Origin of the sequence: Streptomyces sp. NPDC048417 (assembly GCF_040651615.1) — a bacterium.
Lineage (GTDB): Bacteria > Actinomycetota > Actinomycetes > Streptomycetales > Streptomycetaceae > Streptomyces.
On the sequence record NZ_JBEZKI010000030.1, the window covers coordinates 1 to 18,116 of the forward strand.

Here is an 18,116-nt window from a genome sequence, read left to right on the forward strand (position 1 = left end):
ACACCACCCCCCAGGTCATCCGTTCGACAGGGGGACACAGTCATGCCGGGCCCGGAGGCCAGCGGCCCTCTTGCAGGACCGCGGAAAACATAACGAGGGAAAACGGCTGCGGCCCTCTGCGCTCACAGAGGGCCGCGTGCACAGCCCGACAGCTTCACCGGATCGAGGAGAGAAACCATGGGTTGCACACCCGAGCCTACGGGCGAACCCGAGGAGGCGTCGACGGACGCGGACCGGCGTAAGCCAACGATCGGCTCACCGGCGGAATCCGACGCCGGGCGCGATGTTCCTCCGAAGCGACGTCATGAGCTGCGCGCCCTGACCCGGACCGCCCGACACGGCCTGGTCTACAGACTGGCGTCCGGGACCGGCGGGGCCGTCGTGACCAGTCTCATCTGGTGGCATCAGCGGTGATGGTGATCGGGTCCGTCGTCTTCGGACGGCGGACCCGGCCGCGACCGTGACCGCGGCCGAGGCGGCCATCATGCTCCGGCGGGGATCGATGTCCCGCCGGGGCAACCGTGTCGGCGTTGGGAGCGCACAGCCGCCGCCGGGGTGACGACTGGGGCTCCCATGGCTTCGGGGCGGCACAGGGGTTGGGCTCCCCTCGCGGGGGAAGGACTCTTTCCCCGTGGATCGAAGCGGCGATGTCTTCCCGTGCGGGAAGGGCGGGAAACCACGAACGGTACGGCGTAGGGAGCACACGGGGCTCGGGGGAACGGGGGAACGGAATGGAGCAGGACGCCACGCGGATAGCGCGGGTGCGGTTGCCGGACGGTACGCCGGTGTGGGCGCGGATCTCGGGGGCCGAGGAACTGGCCGTGCCGACGGGGGAGTTGTCGTTCACGGACACCGGCTTAACCGACCGCGTGGAGGCGACTGTCGAGAGTCTGAACTCGCTGGTCGGCGGGGTGGCGCGGTCGCTCGCCGAGCCGTTGCGGGCGGTGCGGCCCGACGAGGTGAGCGTCGAGTTCGGCATCGAGCTCACCGCGAAGGCCGGCAAGGTGGTCGGGCTGCTCGCGGACGGGGAGGCGAAGGCGGCCATCACGGTCACCCTGACCTGGCACGGAGACGGCCCGCCCGATCCGGACGCCGGTCACGACGGCTCCCCGGTCGCTCGCGCGGGCGCATCCCGCGGCGCCCCGGTGCACGGGGGCGCCCAGGGAGCCGGGGCCGGGGGCGCGGAATGACGGACCGGCACGACGGGGGCGCGTCCGGCGGCTGGGAACCGGCCCACCATGCGCTGCGTGAACTCGTGATGGCGGCCACCGTACGCATCCATCGCACAGGTGTCGGGTATGCCCCCGAGGAGACCGGGGCGTTCCTCGGCAGTGGTTTCTTCATCGCACCGAACTGGGTGCTGACCTGCGCCCATGTGATCGACGGCGGGGAGGGGGGCGAGGTCACGGTGGTCTATCAGCCCGGTCCCTTCGAGGAGCCCTGCGCGGTACCCGGCAAGGTCGCCGCGACTCTCCCGGAGCACGTCGACCGCCCCGTCCCGAGCAGCTGGCCCGCCCCGGACCTGGCGCTCGTCCGGTTGCGCGAGCCGGTGGACCACGACTGTGTCTACCTCTCCGAGCGGCCGATGCCGCACTACACCGAGGGCCGGGTGTTCTACGCCGGCTGGGCCCCCTTCCAGGGCCGGCCGCAGCCGCACGACGGCTTCCTGACCGTGCACGGCACCATCGGCGGCTGGTCGACGGGCGCCCAGATGCGCCTCGGGGAGAACGATCTGCCGCTCGGTGTCTCCGGCGGGCCGGTGATCGACCCGGCGCGCGGCGAGGTCGTCGGCGTGCTCAAGTCACGCGCGGACCACGGATCGGGCGGCACCTCGATCGGGATCGAGCGGCTGCGCACCCTGCCGACGGCGCCGGGCGACCGGCGGCACGACCTGTACCGGCACGGGCTGCGCCACCACGACCCGTACCAGCACGACCTCTACCAGGCCGTCTGCCACGCCCACGACCGCTACCACCGCGACCGCCAGCAGCCCACCGACGCCGGGCGCCCCACCTGGACCGACCTCCAGGCCGAACTCGGGGCCCGGCCGGGCCGCACCCTGAGCCCGGACGAGCGGGCGGAGCTGCTCGGCCGGCTCGCCGACCTGCCGCCGCCGGACAGTACCCGCGGCCTGCTCGACATCCTCCACTCGCTGCCGAACTTCCGGCTGCCGACCCTGTCGCCCGCGCCGCGCGGCTGGCGCGACGGCCTCGGCGCGCTGTACGAGAACGTGCGCAACGACGGCGCGCTCCGGCTCGTCGCCGAGTACGCGATGCGGGTCATGACCGCCGAGCGCCCGGTCACGCCCTTCGTGCTCGACGCCGAACAGGCCCTGTGGGAGTGGATCAAGCAGGCCGCGACCCGGCTGGACAGCGACTACCGCAGCGAGCTGGCCCGCAGGCGCGCCCAGCACCTCGGGGACCGGCTGCGCGAGCGGACCGGCCGCGACCGTGGCGAGCACCGGACCGGGGGGGCGGCGGGGGAGCAGGGCCGGGAGCATCCGCAGGGCACCGCGCACGACCAGTCCGTCCTGCTCGAAGTGGAGCATCTGGCCTGGAACCGCGGCTACTGCGACTGGTCGGTCGCGGTGGTGCGGACCGACGGCGGTACGACCCGGCTGGACGACGGGCAGGGCGCCCCGCTCGCCGACCTCGCGGCCCGGGTCGCCGAGCCGCTCGCCGAGGCCTTCCGCCGCTGTGACGAGCCCGGCCGGCCGGTCCCGCTGCACGCCGCCCTGCCGCATCTGCTGCTCGACCTCCCGGTGGACGAGTGGCGGCTGCGGCCCGGCGCCGACCCGCTGGGCGTCGAACGGCCGGTCGTGGTCCGCTGCAAGGACCGCGACCAGCTGCCGGGGGAGGAGGACGGCTGGTACGGCGGTGAACGCCCCGGTGACGGATTGCCGGGCGACGGGTTCCCCGGCGACGACGAGGAGTCCGACCGCCGCGGCCGCTGGCACCGGGTGCACGAGGGGCGTGAGCGGGCCGAGAACCGGGCCAGGGCCGAGATACTGGACTGCGACGACGCGGTGCGCCGGCCCGTGCCCGACGTCGCCGCGCTGCGTGGCCTCGCGCCCGGGACCGTCCCGGTGCTGTGCCGGCAGGGCGACCGGCGCTACCCGGACGACGCCACCGCACTCGGCCGGATCGTCCGGGCGGGGCACGGGGTGGTGCTGTGGCGCCGCTGGAGCCGACAGACCGACTCCATGTGCGGCGAGTTCCACCGGGGCGCCAGGATGACCGTCTACGACGTGGACGGCGCCTGGGAGCTGCCCGAATCGGTGCACAGGCTGCGCAAACAGGTGCGCGAGGGGCTCACGGAGGCGTTCTGGGCCAAGGACATCGCTCTCCTGTACGACGACCCGCACCAACCCCTGCCCGGTACGGGCGACCTGCTCCAGGCGCCGTGAACTCGCGCGCCCTGTGTGAGGCCCTTACGGGGTCTCCTGAAGGTCGATAACGTGAGGCACGTTCGATGGCTGCCGTGGGGACCGGACGGACGAGTACGGACGAGTGACGACGAGGACCGGACATGACCGAATCCAGTGAGTGGCTCATCTACCGAGGCGCCGGCGAACCCCACGACGGCATGAACAGGCTGCCCCCGCCGCCTCCCTGGCGGGACTTCACCGGCCGGACCGCCGAGGCCGGCACCGACGGCGGCGACGGCTCCCGGGACCGCCGGCTCGGCGCCAACCGGCATCTGGCCGAGCTGCACCGGCCCGGCGCCGAGGAGCTGGAGATGATCAACGCGGCGCTGTACCTGCGCCGCCCGCTCCTCGTCACCGGCAGCCCCGGCGCGGGCAAGAGCACCCTGGCGCACTCGGTGGCGTACGAGCTCGGTCTGGGCGACGTCCTGCGCTGGTCCATCGTCAGCCGCTCCGCGCTCCAGGACGGCCTCTACCACTACGACGCCATCGCCCGGCTCCAGGACGTGCAGATCGCCGCGCAGGGCGGGTACGGCACGGCCGGCGGCACCCCGGGTGCGGTGGAGGCGATCGGCAGCTACATCCGGCTGGGACCGCTCGGCACGGCCCTGCTCCCCTCCGACACCCCGCGCGTGCTGCTGATCGACGAGCTGGACAAGAGCGACATCGACCTGCCCAACGATCTGCTGAACGTGCTGGAGGAAGGGGAGTTCGAGATACCCGAGCTCCAGCGGATCGCCGACCGGCTGCCGGACGGCGAGGCCGAGGTGCTCACCGCCGACGGCACGAAGGTCCGGGTCCGGGACGGCCGGGTGCGCTGCCGGGCCTTCCCGTTCGTGGTGCTCACCAGCAACGGCGAGCGGGACTTCCCGGCCCCGCTGATGCGCCGCTGCATCCACCTCGAACTGGACCGCCCCGACCACAACCGCCTCGCCACCTTCGTCCGCGCCCACCTCGGCGACGAGGCGGCCCGCGCGGGCGACGACCTGATCAGCCGCTTCCTGGAGCGCTCCCGCAGCGAACTCCTCGCCGCCGACCAGCTGCTGAACGCCATCTACCTCACCGACGCGGCCGCCCCGCCCAGCCGCGACCGGCTCGCCGACCTGCTCATCCAGCGGCTCGACCGCCCGAGGTGAGCCGCTGATGCCGGACGCAGCGCCGCGACACGGCCCCCTTCCACCCGACCCGGACCGGGCGCCGGGCGAGCCCGGTCTGTCCCCCGGTGACCCGGCGGGGGACCCCTCCGGCGTGGCCGGTGCGGCCGCGAGGGCCGACGGGGGCCCCGGGCGGGGCGGACCCGGCGCTGTCGACGGCGGCCCGGAGCCGGGTGGTCTCGCCGACGGCGATCCGATGGCCGAACTCGTCCGCAGGCTGCGGGAGGTCGGGCTCGATCCGGACACCGAGGGGCTGAGCGACGCCCTGTGGCTGGCCCGGTGGGCGCGGCCCGCCGTCGAGGCGGAGGACGAGCAGGTGGTCCCCGGGCCCGGTGGCGGCCTGCCGAAGGGGACCGTCGTACCGCCGAGGGACCCGTCGGGGGACACCCCGTCGGCAGGCGGTGAGAGGCGGCCGGCGCGGCCGGCGCCGGCCGCCGCCGAGGCCGGCGGCGCCGACCGCCGTGCCTCCCTGTACCCCGTGCCGCAGCAGCACGGCGCCGGGCACAGCAGGGCCGCCGGCCGGATCACCGGGCTGCCGGTCGGCGTACCCGCCGCCCCCGCCCTGCCCGCGCCACTCGAACTCCAGCGCGCTTTACGGCCGTTGCAGGCCTACCGAAGCGCCGCACCGCCCCTGCGCACCGAACTGGACGAGACGCGGACCGCCGAGCACAGCGCACGCGCGGGCGGTCTGATCCTGCCCGTGTACCGCGCGGTGACCCGGGGCGACGCCCGGCTCCAACTGGTCCTGGAGGCCTCCCCGTCGATGCGGGTCTGGGACCGGATGTTCACCGAACTGATCCAGGTCTTCGGTCAGTTGGGTGCCTTCCGCGACATCCAGATCAGCCATCTGCACACCGGGCCCGACGGCGAGCCGGCGGTCAGCCGCAGCGCGGACGTGCGCACGGCACCGCTGCACACCGCCGACCGCCTCAGCGACCCGACCGGACGCCGGATCACCGTCCTGATCAGCGACTGCGCCGGACCGCTGTGGCACAGCGGCCGCGCCCACCGGCTGCTGCACCACCTCTCCCGGCAGGCCCCGGTCGCGGTGCTCCAGCCGCTGCCGCAGCGGATGTGGAGCCGCACCCGGCTGCCCGTCACCTACGGCGAGCTGAGCCGCGGTGAGACGCTGGGCGGCGCCACCGCGCTGCGCGTGCGCACCCCGGCCGGTACTCCCTCGGGCGGGCCACGGGGCGCCGTACCGGTGCCGGTGCTGCCGCCGGAGCCGGTGGCGCTGGGCGCGTGGGCGAGGCTGCTGTCCGGGGTCGGCGCCGGGCCGGTGGCGGGCGCGGTGGGCTGGGTGCGCGCCGACCAGCCGCCCGCGCAGGCGGTCCGCGCCGGGCGCCCGCTGTCGCCGATCGAGCGGGTCAGCAGGTTCCAGTCCGCCGCCTCCCCGAGCGCCGGCCGGCTCGCCGTCTACCTGGCCGCCGCCCCGCTCTGCCTCCCGGTGATGCAACTGGTCCAGCGGACCATGCTGCCCGACTCCGGCCCCTCCGAACTCGCCGAGGTGCTGCTCGGCGGCCTGGTCACCCGGGCCCGCGAGGAGTACGTCGATCACCACACGGACGGCACCCAGTGGTACGAGATGGCCCCCGAGGTCCAGGAGGCGTTGCTCTCCGCGCTCGGCCGCGACGAGGCCCTGCTCGTCCTCAAGCACTGCTCCGAGTACATCGAGCAGCACTTCGGCAAGGGCGGCCCCAACTTCCCGGCCCTCGCCCTCGCCCAGCTCGGCGACGGCGGTTCCGGGCGGCCGTACACCCCGCCGGGCACCGGCTATCCGGCCCAGGGCGGCGACAACGGCGACGCGACCCTGGTCCCGCAGCCCTTCGCCGAGGTCGCCGCCCGCGTACTGGAGCGCTTCATGCCGCTGCCCGAGCAGTTCCGCCTGTACGGCGCCCGCGACACCGCCGTACGACCGGGCGAACACCCCACCCACCAGGCGGTCGAACGGGCCCGCGCCCTGCTCGCCCGGTTCGACACCGAGGGCATGGTGCAGGACCTGATCGACGCGGTGCAGTTGCTGCGCGGGGCAACCGAGCACGAGGAGCCGGTCGGCGCGGACCCGGAGCTGTGGGCGGAGTACGCGCACTGCACCCTGCGCCTGTGGGAGGTGCAGGGTGGCGCCGAGCTGCTGCGCGAGGCCGAGGAGGCGGCGGAGCGGGCCGTGGCCCACCCGCACGCCCGGCGCGAACGGGCCGTCCTGGCCCAGGTGTTGCGGGCCGCCGCCACCGACCGCAGGCGGCACGGCGACCGGACGGGCGCCCTCGACCTGCTGCGCCGAGCCGACCGGGAGTACGCGGTGGCCTGCGGCGCCCCCGACCTCGATCAGCACGAAGCGCTGCGGCTGACGCTGGAGCGGGTCGGTGCGCTGGAGGCGCAGTGGAGCCTCGGCGGCGACAGCGCGCTGCTGCAGAGTGCGGTCGGCATGCTGGAGGCGTTCGCCGACGCCTGGCCGGACCGTCGGCACCGCCCGCCCGAACTGCCGCGCGCGCACGGCCGGATCCTGCTGCGCCTGTCGGACGCGACGACCGACCCCGAGCAGGCCCGCGGCTACGCGGAACAGGCGTCCCGGTCGCTGCGCGACGCCCTGGAGGCCGCCCCCGAGGCACCGGACCGGGTCAGGGTACGGCTCGACCTGGTGGACGCCCTGCTGTGCGCGGGCGCCCCTTTGGACGAGGCCCAGGACCTGGTCGACGAGGCGCTGGCGGTCACCCGGAAGCGCGGTCAGCGGTCCGCCCTGCATCTGCGGGCCGGGCGCGTCCGGGTCGCCCGGTACGCGGAGACCGGTGATCCGCGTGAACTCCAGGACGCGGCCGCCGCGTTCGCGAGCGCGGCGGCGGAGATGCCGCGGGACGACCCCGAGTACTCCCAGGTCCTCGCCGAGTGGGGCGAGGCGCTGCTGCGCCGGGCGGACTCGGAGACCGGCGACCGTGCGTGGGCGCCGCTGTCGCAGGCGATCCGGGTGCTGCGGGACTGCCGCCGGGAGACCCCCACGGGCAACCGGGAGCTCGGTCTGCGGTTGCTGTTGCTCGGCCGTGCCCTGATCCTCCGCCACCGGCTGCGCGGCGACCGCGTCGACCTCCGGGAGGCGGAGTACCTCTTCGGGCTCGCGGCGGACGAGGCGGACGACGCGGGTGCCCCGATGCTGGCCGCCCGTTGCCGTCTTGAGCTGGGTCAGGCGCAGTACGAGGCCTACCACAGCCTGGGCCGTCCGACCCGGCTGGACGAGGCGATGGACGCGTTCCGACTCGCCGCCGGGTCCGCCCGGGAGGCGGAGGAGGAGGCCCGCACCGAACGCCGCCGTCAGGAAGCGATGGTGCTGGGCGCGCAGGCGCACCACTGGCGGGGTATGTCCTACGAGGCGGCCGCACGCCCACGGGCCGCCCGCGAGGCCTACCGGGCCGCCCGCACGGAGTGGGCGCGGCTGCCGGAGGGCACGCTGGGTTCGGGAGAGCCGACGGCTCGGGACACCACCGAGCGGCTGGCTGAGCTGGAGTGACCGCGACACCGAGTCGCGACACCGACTGGAGAGGAACGGGGAGATGAGCGGACGGGACGACGCGTCGCCGGCAACGGGTGGAACCCTGCCGGAGTTACTGGACCTCGATCTGGAGAAGCTGAGGACGATCCAACACCCGGTACTGCGCGAGGTGGTGGAAGAGCTGCGCGAACGGGCGGAACGGCCGAGCGAGATGCTCTGGGGATTCAACAGCGCGATGTGAACCGCACAGGACGCGCGCTGCGAGCCACATGACGCAGTAAAAGGCGGTCGTGTTCTGTCAAATAGGGACAGGAAGAGGCTACTTCGATCGTTTCGGGTTTGCGTCCGGTCTCCGACCGGGAATGCGGCCTGATACGGGTGAAAGGTGTACGGCATGGGGGTGCTGGAGTGTCTGCGACCGGTCACCCCTTCCGCCAGTTCATCGTGAAGGTGCACGGCCGCTGCAACCTGGCCTGTACCTACTGCTACCTCTACGAGGGCCCGGACAGCACCTGGCGTACGCGCCCGGCCGCCGCTCCGCCGGCCGTCCTGGACCGCACCGCCGACCGGATCGCCGAGCACGCCCGCACCCACGGGCTGACCACCGTCTCCCTGGTCCTGCACGGCGGTGAGCCCTTGCTGGCGGGCCCCGACACCCTTGGCCGCCTCACCGACGCCGTACGCACGCGCGTGCCCGACGCCTGCATGGTCCAGCCCACTGTGCAGACCAACGCCACCCTCCTCACCGAGGAGCGCCTGGCGGTCCTGGCCCGGCACGGCATCAAGGTCGGCATCAGCCTCGACGGCGGCCGCCCCGAGCACAACGCGCGTCGCGTCGACCACGCCGGCCGCCCGTCCTGGCCCGCCGCCGTACGCGGGGCGCGCCTGGTCGCCGACCGCTTCCCGGAGTCGTACGCGGGCATCCTGGCCGTCGTCGACCCCATGCTGGATCCAGTGGAGACCTACGAAAGTCTGCTCGAACTCCGCCCGCCCACAATGGACCTGCTCCTCCCGCACGGCAACTGGTCCGCGCCGCCGCCACAGTGGGGCGACGCCCGCCACGGCGACTGGCTGTGCGCCGTCTTCGACCGCTGGTGGTCGGCCGGGCGGCGGGAGACCCGGGTGCGGCTCTTCGAGGAGTGCCTGGCGCTGCTGCTGGGCCTCCCGGCGGCGACCGAATCCCTTGGACTGTCACCGTTCGACGCGCTGGTGGTGGAGACGGACGGGACGATCGAGCAGGTCGACTCCCTGAAATCGGCGTACGAGGGCGCGGCGCGGACGGGACTGGACGTCTTCCGGCACACTTTCGACGAGGCGTTACGGCACCCGGGGGTCGCCGCGCGGCACGCGGGCGTGGCCGCCCTGGCCGACGAATGCCGGGCCTGCCCGCTGTTGTCGGTGTGCGGCGGTGGTCACTACGCCCACCGTTACCGGGCCGGGCACGGCTTCCGCAATCCCTCGGTGTACTGCGCCGACCTGAAGCGTTTCATCCGACATGTGGCCGGCCGGCTCGCCGTGGACGCGGCACCCGCCCTGACCGTTCACGAAGGGGGCACCCCGTGATATTTCCGGCGGTCCCGGAGGCGGCTCTGGCCGAACTCGGGCGCACGGAGGGCGGCGCCGACACGCTCGCCCTGCTGGGCCGGGACCAGGACACCCGGCGGCTGCTCCTGCTGCGCGCGGTGCTGGACGCGGTCCAGGCGGCGGAACCGGGGATCTGCCCGCCGGCGACGAAGGCGCGGCTGCGGGAGGACTGGGCGCTGCTGACGGCGGCGGACCGGGCGGCCTCGTCCTCCCCGGCGCGGGAGCGACTGCGGTATCCGCTGACCGGCGCCTGGGCCCGCAGCTGCCTGACCGGCCTCGGCCCGGGCGGCACGGGTCCCCACGCCCAGGACCGGCGTCGCGAACTCGCCCGTGACCTGGCCTACTTCAGCGCCCTGGCGGCCGTGGCCGCGGCCCGCGCAGGAATCCCGTTCACCACGGAGCTGACGGCCCGCGACGGCGTCCTGGTCCTTCCGTCGCTGGGCATGCTGCACACGGCCGAGGGCGGTGACGCGCGGGTTCGAGTGACCTACTCGCGAGGGCGCATCACGCTTGATCAGGTGTCCGTGTATCTGGAGAACGGCACCGGCGCCTGGTCCGGTTCGCTCGCCTGGACCTCGGCGTACGCGCTGCCGGGCCTGGTGGCCGACGCCGAGTCCGTACCCCTGGACGACCTCGACCCCTATCGGGTGCCGGGCCGTGTACCGGACCAGTTCGGGCTGAGCGGCCCGGTGGCTCCGGACGACCACGAACGCAAGCGGTGGCTCCAGAACTGGTCCGGCACCGCCGCGGTACTGCGCAGCGGCGGCGAGGAGCGGCTCACGGAGGTGCTGGCGCTGCTGCGGTGCCTCGTTCCGCTGGAGATGCCGCCGGCGGCGGGCGGCCGGGGCAGTTGCAGCGGAACCAGCCGGGAGGCGTTCGGGGCGTTGCTCAGCAGCGCTCCCGTGACCCCGGTCGCCTTCGCGGCGACCCTCGTCCATGAGCTCCAGCACGCCAAGCTGACGGCGCTGAGCGAGATGGTGGAACTGCACCGGGCGGGACCGGCGGCCCGGTACTTCGCGCCCTGGCGACCGGACCCGAGGCCGTACGACGGACTCCTCCAGGGGACGTACTCCTACCTCGCCCTCGCGGACTTCTTCCAGCGCCGGGCGCTCACCGGGGACCCGGCGCGGAGCGAGGGCGCGTGGGCGTCCTTCGCGCGCTGTCACGCCCAGGTCGGGGCCGCCCTGCCGGCGTTGGCCGGCTCGCCGGACCTGACGGCGGTGGGGCGGCGCTTCGTCGACGAGATGACCGCCACTCACGAACGGCTCGCGGAGCGGCCCGCCCCCCGGGGCGACACGGCGCGCGCGCAGGCGTATGTCAAGGCCGCGCGGGTGCTCTGGACGCAGCGCCGACCTCGTGGTGAATCCCGGAAATGACGACTTCTCAGGCTCTCTTGCGCGAAGATCGACAGACCGAGGCGTTCGGTTGCGAAGTCGCCGGACTCCCCAGAGCCGCAACGAGGTTCTAGGCTTTTATGACTACGCGTGGAGGCTGTCGCATGTCTGAAACTCGTACGCCAGTCAGGTCGACCGACAGGGCGGCCGCGAGGCAGACCGTCACGATCAGCTTCGCCGGATTCAACCGGGCCTGGGCGATGTGGATCGGGGACAGGCTGGAGCGGCAAGGGGTCCGCGTCGCCTACATCCGCTGGGACTCCCCGGCGGAGGAGACCCTGGTGGACCTCCTGCGCGGTCTGGCACTCGCCGAGGGGCGGGTCCTCATCCTGGTGAGCGAGCGCTACTTCCAACTCGGCCCCCGGACCTTCGAGGAGTGGAACGCGGCGCTGCGCGAGGTCGTCGCGCCGGACCCCTCCAAGTTCGCCGCCGTCTCCGTCACCAACACCCAGGTGCCCGCGGCGGTCGCCGTGCTGGCCCCCGTCGACCTGACCAACATGGGCGCCGACGAGGCGGAGCGCCGCCTGCTGGACCGACTCGACGTGCCGTCCGTCCACCCCCCGGTGGCGAACGGCCCCCGCGGCCCGCGCTTCCCCGCCGCCATGCCGGAAGTGTGGGGCGGGGTGCCGCGCCGCAACACCCGCTTCACCGGTCGCGAGCCGCTGCTGAACGACGCGTTCCACCTGCTCCAGAACAGCGAACCCGGCGCCGGCGTGCTGACGCTGCACGGCATGTCCGGGGTGGGCAAGACCCAGCTCGCGGCTGAATACGTGTACCGGTTCGGGCCCGAGTACGACGTGGTGTGGTGGGTCAACGCCGAGAGCCGGGCCACCTACCGTCGCGTGCTGGCCGAACTCGCCCCGAAACTCGGTCTGTCGACGGGTGACGAATACGGCGAGCGGCTCCGCGCGGTCCGTGACGGCCTGCGCCGGGGCAACCCGTTCTCCCGCTGGCTGCTGATCCTGGACGGCGCCGACGAACCCGACCAGATCTGGGACATGGTCCCGACCGGCCCCGGGCACGTGCTCATCACCTCCCGGAACACCGAGTGGAGCGAGCACAACAGCAAGCTGCTCGAAGTACCCGTCTACGGCCGTGACGAGTCGGTCGCCTTCATCCGGCGCCGGGCGCCCCGGCTGACGGAGCCGGAGGCCGACGAACTCGCCGAGGCCCTGGAGGACCTGCCCCTGCTGCTCGACCAGACGGCCGGCTGGCTCAACGACTCCGACCTGTCCGTCGAGGACTACATCGCGCTGCTGGAGGGCGGCGTCGACCAGGACGTCGTGAGGGTGTCCGCCGACTTCCCCGTGACCTTCCAGACCGCGTGGTCGATACTGCTGAACAAGCTGCGCGACACGGTCCCGGAATCCGTCGACCTGCTCCGCCTGTGCACGTTCTTCGCACCGGGCTTCATCCCCGTGCGCATGCTGCGCGAGATGCCCCACGACGACCTGCCCGAACAGATCACCGGGCTGCTGGACAACCCGCTGCTGTGGAACAAGGCGATCAACCAGTTGCGGCAGTACTCCGTGGTCCGTCTGGAGTCCCACGAGGTGGGTGTGGACGAGGCCCTGTCGCCCGGTGCCGGTGAGTCCGTGTATCTCCACCGGATGGTCCACCAGGTCGTCGGCAAGGACATGCCGGAACAGGACCGGCGGGAGTTCATCGACGTGGTGCGCCGGGCACTGGCCGAGGCCGACCCCGGCCGTCCGACCGACACCCGCAACTGGGAGGCGTACGCGGAACTCATTCCGCACCTGAAGTACGCCGACGTCCTCAACAGCAGGGACCGCAAGGTACAGACCCTGGTCCTCAACTGCCTCCGCTACATGTACTTCGCGGGCGAGTACACCGCGGGCTGGAAACTCGCCCGGCGAGCCCTGGACACCTGGCGCGCGCTGCTCGGCGACTCCCATCCCCGTATCTGGGACGTGACCTACCACTACGCCAACCTGTTGCGCGCGGCGGGACGGCTGGAAGAGACGGAAGCCATCGAACGGGCGGCGGTGAACCAGCTGCGCGAGGAGCGTGGCGAACGCGATCTCGACTATCTGCGCGTGCTCATGGGACTGGCCGCCGACGTACGCGCTCTCGGCCGCTACGACGAGACCCTCGCGCTGGACGAGCAGCTGTATCCCATGTACCGGGAACTCCTCGGCGAGCAGGACTCGCGTACGCTCAACGCGCTGAACAACTGGGGCTACACGCTGAGGCTGATGGGCCGGTACCAGCAGGCGCTGGACATCGCCCAGCGCACCCTGGAGCAACGACGACTCGTACTGACGAACCGGCACCTGTGGACGCTCTTCGCCGAGGTGTCGTACTCGATCGGTCTCAGGCTGCTGGGCCGCTACGCGGAGGCGCAGTCCATCCAGGCCAAGAACGTCCGCGAGTACCGGATCGTCACCGGAGAGACCAACCAGGACACCCTGCGCGCCGAACACAACCTGGCGCTGTGCATGCTGCGGGGCGGAGAGCGTGAGGCAGCCGGAAAGCTGCTGACGAAGGTGCTGGAGGGCTTCGAACGCAAACTCGGCGACCGGGATCTCCTGACCGTCTCCGCCGCCGTCAGCCACAGCTGCTTCAACCGTGAGCACGGTGACATCGACCTGGCCCGTGAGACCAGTGAGTCCATCCTGGTCCGGTACGGGCAACTGCTTCCGGAGACGCATCCGTTCAGCATCGGCGCCCGGGCCAACCACGCCCTGATCCTGCGCAACGTCGGCGAGCGGGAGCACGCCCATGTGCTCATCGAGCAGGCGCTGGCCGAAATGGCGGAGGCCGTCGGCGAGAGCCACCCCTACACGCTCGGCTGCGCCGTCAACGCCTCCGCGCTGCGCAACCTCGTCGGTGAAACGGAGTCCGCCGCGGAGCTGAGCCGGGTGACCATCGCCCGGGCCACCGAGAACCTCGGCCGCACCCACCCCCTCACCCTGTCCGCCCGCGTCGCCCACGCGGCCGACCTGCGCGGACTGCGCTCTCGCCAGCAGGCCGAAAAGGTCGAGCAGGAGGCCCTGACCGACCTGGAGGCGACCCTGGGCAAGCAGCACGTCCACACCGTCTCGGCCCGTGCCCGCAACCGTCCCTACTGGGACTTCGAACCCCAGGCCAGCTGAGGCGGGAACGAACGCCGACGGGCCCGGCCCCCGTGACGGGGACCGGGCCCTTCGGCGTGCTGACCTTCAGGATCCGCAGGCTTACGCCTCGAACACCTCACGCACCAGCTGCTCCTGCTCCGCCTGGTGCCGCTTCGCGGAACCGACGGCCGGGGAGGAGCTGTGCGGGCGGGAGATGCGGCGCAGGCGTTCGCCGGCCGGGACGTCCGCGCCGACCGCCAGGTCCAGGTGGTCGATCAGGTTGAGGGCGATGAACGGCCAGGCACCCTGGTTCGCCGGCTCCTCCTGGGCCCACAGGTACTTCTCGGCGTTCGGGTACTTGTTGACCTCCGCCTGGAGCTCCGCACCCGGCAGCGGGTACAGGCGCTCGAGACGGATGATCGCCGTGTCCGTGACACCGCGCTTCTGCCGCTCGGCCTCCAGGTCGTAGTAGACCTTGCCGGTGCAGAAGACGACCTTGCGGACCGCGTTCGCCTCGACCGAGGCGTCGCCGATGACCGGGCGGAACTGCCCGCTCGTGAACTCCTCCGCCTTCGAGGCCGCCGCCTTCAGGCGCAGCATCGACTTCGGGGTGAAGACGACCAGCGGCTTGTGGTGCGGGTTGTGCACCTGCCACCGCAGGAGGTGGAAGTAGTTCGACGGGAGCGTCGGCATCGCGACCGTCATGTTGTTCTGCGCGCACAGCTGGAGGTAACGCTCGATACGGGCCGAGGAGTGGTCCGGGCCCTGGCCCTCGTAGCCGTGCGGGAGCAGCAGCGTGACGCCGGAGGTCTGGCCCCACTTCTGCTCGGCTGCCGAGATGTACTCGTCGATGACCGACTGGGCGCCGTTGGCGAAGTCGCCGAACTGGGCCTCCCACATCACCAGCGCGTCCGGACGGGTGAGCGAGTAGCCGTACTCGAAGCCCATCACCGCGTACTCGGAGAGCAGCGAGTTGTAGACGTTGTAGCGGGCCTGGTCCTCGGACAGGTACAGCAGCGGGGTGTAGTCGGCGCCCGTCTCGCGGTCGATCAGGACCGCGTGACGCTGGCCGAAGGTGCCGCGCTGGGAGTCCTGGCCGGACAGCCGGACCGGGGTGCCCTCCATCAGCAGCGAGCCGATAGCGAGGGTCTCGCCCATGCCCCAGTCGATCGTGCCGTCCTCGATCATCGCCGCCCGGCGCTGCAGCTGCGGCAGCAGACGCGGGTGGACGGTGAAGTAGTCCGGGATGTTGACCTGGGACTCGGCGATCCGCTTGAGGACCTCCGTGGAGATCGCCGTCGGGACCGCGATCGGGAAGCCGTCCTGCGGCGCCTGCGCGTCCGCGACGGCCGGCTGCGCGGTGGCCTCGCGGACCTCCGTGAAGACCTTCTCCAGCTGGCCCTGGTAGTCCTGCAGGGCCTGCTCGGCCTCTTCCAGGGTGATGTCGCCGCGACCGATCAGGGACTCGGTGTAGAGCTTGCGCACCGAGCGCTTCTTGTCGATCAGGTCGTACATCAGCGGCTGGGTGAAGGCCGGGTTGTCCGACTCGTTGTGACCGCGGCGGCGGTAGCAGATGAGGTCGATCACCACGTCCTTGTTGAACGCCTGACGGAACTCGAAGGCCAGGCGGGCCACGCGGACCACGGCCTCCGGGTCGTCGCCGTTCACGTGGAAGATCGGGGCCTCGATCATCCGGGCCACGTCCGTCGCGTACATGGAGGAGCGCGAGGACTCGGGGGCCGCGGTGAAGCCGACCTGGTTGTTGATGACGACGTGGACCGTGCCGCCGGTGCGGTAGCCCCGCAGCTGCGACATGTTCAGGGTCTCGGCCACCACGCCCTGGCCCGCGAAGGCCGCGTCGCCGTGGATCGCCACCGGCAGCACCGTGAAGTCCGTGCCGCCCTTGTTGATGACGTCCTGCTTGGCGCGGGCGATGCCCTCGATGATCGGGTCGACCGTCTCCAGGTGGGACGGGTTGGCGGCCAGCGAGACCTTGATCTGCTCGCCGTCCAGGCCGGTGAAGGTGCCGCCTGCGCCCAGGTGGTACTTCACGTCACCGGAGCCGTGCATCGACTTCGGGTCGAGGTTGCCCTCGAACTCGCGGAAGATCTGCGCATACGACTTGCCGACGATGTTGGCGAGCACGTTCAGCCGGCCGCGGTGGGCCATGCCGATGATGATCTCGTCCAGGCGGGACTCGGCGGCCGAGTCCAGCACCGCGTCGAGCAGCGGGATGACGGACTCGCCGCCCTCCAGGGAGAAGCGCTTCTGGCCGACGTACTTCGTCTGCAGGAAGGTCTCGAAGGCCTCCGCCGCGTTCAGGCGGCGCAGGATCCGCAGCTGCTCCTCGCGCTCCATCTTGGAGTGCGGGCGCTCCACGCGGTCCTGGATCCACTTGCGCTGCTTGGGGTCCTGGATGTGCATGAACTCGATGCCGGTGGTGCGGCAGTACGAGTCGCGCAGCACGCCGAGGATGTCGCGCAGCTTCATCATCGACTTGCCGGCGAAGCCGCCGACGGCGAAGTCGCGCTCCAGGTCCCACAGGGTGAGGCCGTGCTCGACGATGTCCAGGTCGGGGTGCTTGCGCTGCTTGTACTCCAGCGGGTCGGTGTCGGCCATGACGTGGCCGCGGACCCGGTAGGAGTGGATCAGCTCGAAGACCCGGGCGGCCTTGGTGACGTCGTCGTCGTGCGAGGCGTCGATGTCCTTGAGCCAGCGGACCGGCTCGTAGGGGATCCGCAGCGCCTCGAAGATGTCGTCGTAGAAGCCGTTCTCGCCGAGGAGGTAGTTGGCGACGACGCGCAGGAACTCGCCGGAGGCGGCGCCCTGGATGACCCGGTGGTCGTAGGTCGACGTGAGCGTCATGACCTTCGAGATGCCGAGCTTGTTCAGGGTGTCCTGGGAGGTGCCCTGGAACTCCGCCGGGTAGTCCATGGAGCCGACGCCCATGATGACCGACTGGCCGGGCATCAGACGCGGCACCGAGTGGACCGTGCCGAGGCCGCCGGGGTTGGTCAGGGAGACCGTGACACCGGAGAAGTCGTCCATCGTCAGCTTGCCGTCGCGGGCGCGGCGGACGATGTCCTCGTAGGCCTGCCAGAACTCGAAGAAGTTCAGCGTCTCGGCCTTCTTGATGCCGGCCACGACGAGCTGGCGGTCGCCGTTGGGCTTCACCAGGTCGATGGCCAGGCCGAAGTTGACGTGCGCGGGCTTGACGAGGGTGGGCTTCCCGTCCTTCTCCGCGTAGTGCCAGTTCATCGACGGCATGGCCTTGATGGCCTGCACCATCGCGAAGCCGATCAGGTGCGTGAAGGAGATCTTCCCGCCCCGGGCGCGCTTCAGGTGGTTGTTGATGACGATCCGGTTGTCGAACAGCAGCTTCACCGGGACCGCGCGGACCGAGGTGGCCGTCGGCAGCTCCAGCGAGGCGTTCATGTTCTTCGCGACGGCCGCGGCGGGACCACGCAGGGTGACCAGCTCGGGACCCTCGGGCGCCGCGGCGGCGGGCGCGGCCTTCGCGGCGGCCGGAGCCGGAGCGGCGGCGGGCTTCGCGGGCGCCGGAGCGGGCGCTGCGGCCTGGGGAGCGGCCGGGGCGGCCGGAGCAGCCGGGGCGGGCGCCGCGGGCGCCTGGGCGGCGGGCGCGGGCGTGGTGGGCGCGGGCGTGGTGGGAGCCGGCGCGGCCGGAGCCGCGGCCTGCTGCGCCTGCGGTTGCGCGGGCGGCGTGGTGCCCGCGGCCCCCGCGGCCGCGGTACCCGCCGGAGCCGAGGCGGCGGGCGCTCCCGGCTTGTAGTCGGCGAAGAAGTCCCACCAGGCACGGTCTACCGAATTCGGGTCCTGGAGGTACTGCTGATAGATCTCGTCGACGAGCCACTCGTTCGGCCCGAACGCGGCTGCGGGATTCTTGCCCGCTTGGTCTGCGTCGGTCGTGGGGGCACCTCCCGCCCGAAGGGTGGGGGAGCTCGAGTTACTGGGGGACTGTGGCGACACGGCGGCAACCGCCCT

Annotated in this window: 9 protein-coding genes; 8 read left to right on the forward strand and 1 reads right to left on the reverse strand. The window is 72.3% G+C overall.

Annotated elements, in window-relative coordinates:
- Positions 1–731 precede the first annotated feature (731 nt).
- The 8 genes from AB0D59_RS37950 to fxsT all read left to right on the forward strand — a co-directional run bounded on the left by AB0D59_RS37950 (position 732) and on the right by fxsT (position 14,153).
- The gene (locus tag AB0D59_RS37950; protein WP_362575386.1) at positions 732–1,190 is read left to right on the forward strand and encodes a CU044_2847 family protein; all 459 of its coding nucleotides are present in this window, start codon (positions 732–734) and stop codon (positions 1,188–1,190) included.
- The gene (locus tag AB0D59_RS37955) at positions 1,187–3,406 is read left to right on the forward strand and encodes a trypsin-like peptidase domain-containing protein (RefSeq protein WP_362575387.1); all 2,220 of its coding nucleotides are present in this window, start codon (positions 1,187–1,189) and stop codon (positions 3,404–3,406) included. The genes AB0D59_RS37950 and AB0D59_RS37955 overlap by 4 nt, the downstream gene beginning before the upstream one ends.
- A 122-nt stretch (positions 3,407–3,528) precedes the next feature.
- Positions 3,529–4,560 carry a MoxR family ATPase gene (locus AB0D59_RS37960; protein WP_362575389.1) on the forward strand — a complete coding sequence of 344 codons (1,032 nt, stop codon included), beginning with the start codon at positions 3,529–3,531 and terminating at the stop codon, positions 4,558–4,560.
- A 7-nt stretch (positions 4,561–4,567) separates the two neighbouring features.
- The gene (locus AB0D59_RS37965) at positions 4,568–8,077 is read left to right on the forward strand and encodes an SAV_2336 N-terminal domain-related protein (protein WP_362575391.1); all 3,510 of its coding nucleotides are present in this window, start codon (positions 4,568–4,570) and stop codon (positions 8,075–8,077) included.
- 43 nt (positions 8,078–8,120) lie between these two features.
- Positions 8,121–8,300 (forward strand): FxSxx-COOH cyclophane-containing RiPP peptide, encoded by a 180-nt coding sequence (gene fxsA, locus AB0D59_RS37970; RefSeq protein WP_362575393.1) that lies wholly within the window; start codon positions 8,121–8,123, stop codon positions 8,298–8,300.
- 167 nt (positions 8,301–8,467) lie between these two features.
- Complete coding sequence (locus AB0D59_RS37975) at positions 8,468–9,622, forward strand: FxsB family cyclophane-forming radical SAM/SPASM peptide maturase (protein WP_362575395.1); 1,155 nt, start codon at positions 8,468–8,470, stop codon at positions 9,620–9,622.
- Positions 9,622–11,019, forward strand: coding sequence for an HEXXH motif-containing putative peptide modification protein (locus tag AB0D59_RS37980; protein ID WP_362575608.1), 1,398 nt, complete (start codon positions 9,622–9,624; stop codon positions 11,017–11,019). The genes AB0D59_RS37975 and AB0D59_RS37980 overlap by 1 nt, the downstream gene beginning before the upstream one ends.
- Before the next feature lie 122 nt (positions 11,020–11,141).
- Positions 11,142–14,153, forward strand: coding sequence for an FxSxx-COOH system tetratricopeptide repeat protein (fxsT, locus tag AB0D59_RS37985; protein WP_362575397.1), 3,012 nt, complete (start codon positions 11,142–11,144; stop codon positions 14,151–14,153).
- A gap of 81 nt (positions 14,154–14,234) precedes the next feature.
- On the opposite strand, the gene AB0D59_RS37990 is transcribed toward fxsT, so the two are convergent.
- The gene (locus tag AB0D59_RS37990) at positions 14,235–18,101 is read right to left on the reverse strand and encodes a multifunctional oxoglutarate decarboxylase/oxoglutarate dehydrogenase thiamine pyrophosphate-binding subunit/dihydrolipoyllysine-residue succinyltransferase subunit (protein ID WP_362575399.1); all 3,867 of its coding nucleotides are present in this window, start codon (positions 18,099–18,101) and stop codon (positions 14,235–14,237) included.
- Positions 18,102–18,116 lie beyond the last annotated feature (15 nt).